This window comes from Planktothrix sp. FACHB-1355, from assembly GCF_014748295.1.
Taxonomy (GTDB): Bacteria; Cyanobacteriota; Cyanobacteriia; order Cyanobacteriales; family Aerosakkonemataceae; genus Aerosakkonema; species Aerosakkonema funiforme_A.
On sequence record NZ_JACJUP010000472.1, the window covers coordinates 1 to 4815 of the forward strand.

A 4815-nucleotide genomic window follows, 5' to 3' on the forward strand; every position below is an offset into this window, starting at 1 on the left:
ACCCAGCTTTAAGCGAAAGGCTAAGTTCGGCCAAGCGTAGCGCGTCCAAGCTTCCTGAATTGCTAGCAGCGGCGGATGAGTGGGAAAAGAGGGATGATGACCGACGATCTCGCTATTACTGGTAGGCTGAGTTAAATCGTGAGTACCTATTTGCAGAATGACGGCATCTGCGTTAAAAGTACCGAATTTCCGCAGGTATCCGAGTTGATTGCCAATTCCCCAAGAACCGGATGAGGCGTTGAGAACTTCTGCCGGATGTCCGGATGCAGATAATTTTGCCTCAAAAAGTTCTGTAATAATTTGACTTTGATCTGTAGGATTACCGCCATTAAGAACCGAGTCGCCCAGCATTAATATTCTCAGTTTTCCTGCTGGCTTTTCTGGTGTAATCGGTTCGGAACGCTGAGAGTATTGGTTGTACTGAATGTGCTTGCCAAATCGAAATATTTTTTGATTTGGTTGAAATCGATAGCCTGTATCGGAGTCAGCTTGTACTAAAACTGGATTTCCCAAACCCAAAGCCAGCCGCAATGTCACTTCGGTGGTGATTAAGATCCCAACGACAGAAGCCGGTATCCAATACTTAGCTGGTATCCTCATCTCCACACCTCCAATTTATGAGAAAAACTGGCTCCAGTACGACCTGTAAAAATCCAAAGCAACGAACGACAAATATCGCGGAAAATGCGAAGCCAAGATTCGACTGGTTCGCCGGATGGCACGGATACTGGTGTAAAGGCGATACCTTGGCTGCCGAAAATGATGGTAGCGATCGCCATCGCTCGCGGTATATGATGGGCTGAGGTAATTACGTACAAATGTTGCATATGCCGACTTTTGAAATCGGCAACTAAAGTGGTAAAGTTGGTGACAGTATCTACTGCTCGTCTATCTATATGCAGTCTGCTTTCTGGAATACCGTAGGCGCGAAAAATCTCGTTACTCCTGTAAGTCGGTACGCCAGTAGAAACCCAAATTTCTAATGTAGGATGAGCGAGGGCAAATTCGGCGGTAAAAATTTCTCGCTCTATTCCTCCGCCTAATGTAAATATAGCTTGGGGTTGGGGTGCTTGCAGATGAGCGATCGCCAGTCGCACCGGAATTATTACTAGCAATACCGTCAGGGCGGTGCTTGCTAAGAAGAGTAACTTAAATCGCTTCCGTTTGCGATTCAACACATTAGCCAATGTTTAATAATTTTCCACGCTACACACCCAAATTACCGTGCTGTTAAGGAAACTGCCACTCCAGGGAAATGGAGAGAAAATCCGCCGCTCGATTTTGACTTTTTCTTGTAATAGTTTCTCTATTTTACGATAATCAAATCCCTTGTGACCAGTGTAGTCTAATTGCAAAGAGTGAGAAGAAGTAAAACTGTTAGCATCCCATAAAATAGCCGCTGAAAATATCTCTTTTAACTTATATGGTTCGTAGCCATAATTTCCATTCCTATTAGCAAAATAACGTCCCATTTGCTTTAATAAAAGTGATGGCCCAATCTCGATAGGTACAGAAATTACCATTGTGGCTTTTGGTTGACAATAAATTAGAATTTGCTCCAAAGCTTTTTGAGGATTACCGATATGTTCGAGCGTTTCAGTGCAGAAGATTATATCGCAACTTTGTGGCGGTATTTTTTGCGATAATTCCTCTGGTTTGCAAAATTGAAAGCCAGGTATATCCGCGAATATTTCCTGGCAAGCTGACAGCATATAGGGATCTACATCAACGCCTATTCCCGATTTTACTGTGTTTTGCTCGTATGCTGTTCTGAGCAGCCAACCGTCGCCACATCCGTAATCTAAGGCTCGATCGTATCGAGTGTTGCCAAGAACATTCAAAACGGCGCTAAAGCGGGATTGATGTGCAAAACGAGTCAGGCGATTGCCTTTTTGGAGCAGGCGTTGAGAGTAGGACATTTTTTTGAGGGGCTAGTGCATTCCGATCTAAGTTTCCCACAACTACCGCCAAAGATGAGGAGATGGGGAGGGATTCGGAGATTGAGACTTGTAGGTGCTGGATCGTGCTGAGGAATTAGTCCTTTTTGCCTTTGCGATCGTAAAGAACAGCATGGGCATCTTTCTGCGGTCTCAAAGCACGAGCGAAAGAGCGAACTAGATTGTCTACAGGATAAAGCATTTTGTTGAGCATTTCACTCTTTCTCGCTCTGAAAGATGTGACATGATAGTAGTCTGTTCCGTCTGGAGATTCCTCTGTGAAAAAGTACAGATTTATCGATTTGCGGCTATCGCCATCTGGTGTATTGACGCGGCGATATCCATGCCACGATTGTTTGTCGGTTGCGAAAATAACCATGCGATTGAAGCTCGGTAAAATCGCTACTGATTCGGACATATCTGGCGACCACAATTCCAAGTGTCCTCCCTTTTCTTCTGTCCAATTTTTGTTCAAATAAAGCAGTAAGTTTAACCGACGATACCAAGGATTAACTGGGTGAGAACTGTTATCCAAGTGAACGTTTAAGAAACTGCCGTTTGCTCCTTGGGCGAGTCCGGCGGCGTACAATTGGCTATCTGAAAGTAAGTTGGGTATGCCAGAAATTCTAGAAAGAAGATCGATAAGTCGTTGCGAGTGCAGGTGTTGAAATACAATTTCGCTGAAAATCGGATTGAATTTGTTAATGGCGGGGTCTTGAGCTTTATCTTGACGGAAGTCTTTTAAGACATCCATTTCTGCAATTGTGGGGAAGACGTTAAAAGCTTGGGTGGCAATTTCTTCGGGCAAGAAGTTATCGATAATTAGATGTCTGACGGGTTTTGATTCGGCAAAACTTTTGGCTAAGTTATCGATTTGAGATTCGATCGAGTTGTAGTTAATCATTTAATTTTCCTCAAAAAACTAATTCATTTTTCTGTTTCTAAAACAGTCGCTCATCTCAGTTTTGAGTTGTCTGGATATGGGGGAATGGGTTGTTGCTGAAGAATGGAAGTATAGACGGCGGCGAGATGGTGGCCAATCTTCTGCCAGGAATAGCGATCGCTTGCCAACCGCTTCCCATTCTCCCCTAATTTTTGCCGCTTTTCGGGAGATTCTAGCAATTGGGCGATCGCATTTGCCAAAGGTTCGACTTCTCCCTCTACTACTAACCCAGTCTCAAAGGCAGTAATTTCCTGCGAAATTTGGATATCGGGGGTGACAATTACTGGCAAACCAGATGCTATTGCTTCTCCAACAGCAATACCAAAGTTTTCGGAAAAGGATGGCAAAACAAAGATATCGGCACCTTGCAGTAACAAATCTTTATCTTCACCAATCGCAAAACCTGGTAAGGAGGTGCGACTTGCTAAATTTAGCGACGATATCAAGTTGTTCAGATAGCTGAGGTAATCTGGTTCTCCCGAACCCGCTAAGATCAAATGAAAGTTGCAGTTTCGCTCCGCTAATTGACTGAGCGATCGCAGCAGCAAATCCGGGCGTTTTTTATAATGAAGCCGAGACAGAAATAACACGATCGGAGTTTGCGGAGCAATGCCGTAAATTTCGCGTATTTTCTGCTTAGCAGCGGGTCGAAAAATTGGCGGTGACACACCAAGAGGTAGGACGGCGGTGGGAGTTTGAATGCCAAAATTGCGGACATCTTCGGCTTCACCGATGGAAGTGCAGTGAATAGCGGCGGCGCGAGCGAGATTTTTGCGCTCGATTAAAAAGCTATAAATTTGCTTTTTAAGGCGACTTTGAGATAACGCCCAAGGAGTAAGTTGACCCATTGCGCGGACTGTGTAAGGAACTTTTTGCCATCTGGCGATCGCACCGGCACAAGTACAAGGATACGAAAAAAGATAGTGGTTGTCTAGAATATCGTAATCTCGAATATGTTCCCAAAGCCAACGAGTGAGTGGTGCGGAAAAGACAAATCCTTTATCTTTTGCTATTTGTACTCCTTTGGCGGGTGGCGAAAATTGCTCAAAAAACCAAATCGGTACTTTCTCGTATTCAATTCGCTGATTTAAGGGTACATCTAGAGGGGAAAGTCCGTCTGAACCGTTGTCGTTGGTGGTAGCAATTTCGGCGTCAATTCCTTGCTCTCGTAAACATTTAATTAAATTTAAAACGACTTGGGTCGGCCCTCCCCGACGCGGCGATACGGAAGGAATAATATGCAATACTTTCATTGGCTAACTCCTATGGGAGAGTTTTCAATTAACTCTGCCAGAGTTTTTTTATAACGTTCAAAGCCGAAAGTATCGATTACTTTTTGACGCAATAATTCAGGCTGATACATATTGGTGTGAGGGAAAGTACGCTGTAAAATGGAAATTAGGGTTTCGGCGATTTCTCCTACATTATCAGGAGAAACTAAAGCTCCTAATTCGCCGTGGCAAAGGGCGTCGATCGCACCGTCTCGATCGCCTCCCAAGGTAGGTTTACCGCAAGCCAAAGCTTCTAGGTAAACGATACCGAATCCTTCGCCTTTGCTAGGCATGGCAAAAACATCGCAAAGATTGTAATGGTCTCCAAGTTCGCTATCGGGAATAAATCCAGCTAGGGTAACGCAGTCTTGCAAGTTGAGTTTGGCGATCCACTGTTCGATGCGGGGCCGATCGTTTCCTTTTCCTACCAAAATGTAGCGCACTTTGGGAAGATAACGCCGAATTTCCGGCAAAGCTTGAATAATGCGATCGTATCCTTTATATTGTTCGCTGTTGTCTAATCTCGCTACTGTGAGAATTACCGAATCTTCTGGCGTCAATCCATAACGTTCCATCAGATATGGCGGTTTGGGTGCAATTTGAAAACGACTGGCATCAAAGGTATTTGGTAGGAGAGAAATTTTCAGCGGGTCGAGGTTTTGTT

General features: G+C 44.3%; 6 protein-coding genes. All 6 read right to left on the reverse strand.

From position 1 onward, the window contains the following. The coding region (locus H6S82_RS18605; RefSeq protein ID WP_191056530.1) for an SGNH/GDSL hydrolase family protein at positions 1–600 on the reverse strand (600 nt) is incomplete at its 3' end. Next, the gene (locus H6S82_RS18610) at positions 597–1178 is read right to left on the reverse strand and encodes an ElyC/SanA/YdcF family protein (protein WP_190461373.1); all 582 of its coding nucleotides are present in this window, start codon (positions 1176–1178) and stop codon (positions 597–599) included. The genes H6S82_RS18605 and H6S82_RS18610, both read right to left, overlap by 4 nt. A gap of 12 nt (positions 1179–1190) precedes the next feature. Continuing rightward, positions 1191–1919, reverse strand: a complete 729-nt coding sequence (locus H6S82_RS18615; RefSeq protein WP_190461372.1) for a class I SAM-dependent methyltransferase — start codon at positions 1917–1919, stop codon at positions 1191–1193. Between the two features lie 115 nt (positions 1920–2034). Further along, positions 2035–2841, reverse strand: coding sequence for a 2OG-Fe(II) oxygenase (locus tag H6S82_RS18620; protein ID WP_190461370.1), 807 nt, complete (start codon positions 2839–2841; stop codon positions 2035–2037). 50 nt (positions 2842–2891) lie between these two features. After that, positions 2892–4133: a glycosyltransferase gene (locus tag H6S82_RS18625; RefSeq protein ID WP_190461367.1), complete on the reverse strand. Its 1242-nt coding sequence runs from the start codon at positions 4131–4133 to the stop codon at positions 2892–2894. After that, the coding region (locus tag H6S82_RS18630) for a glycosyltransferase (protein ID WP_191056531.1) at positions 4130–4815 on the reverse strand (686 nt) is incomplete at its 5' end. The genes H6S82_RS18625 and H6S82_RS18630, both read right to left, overlap by 4 nt.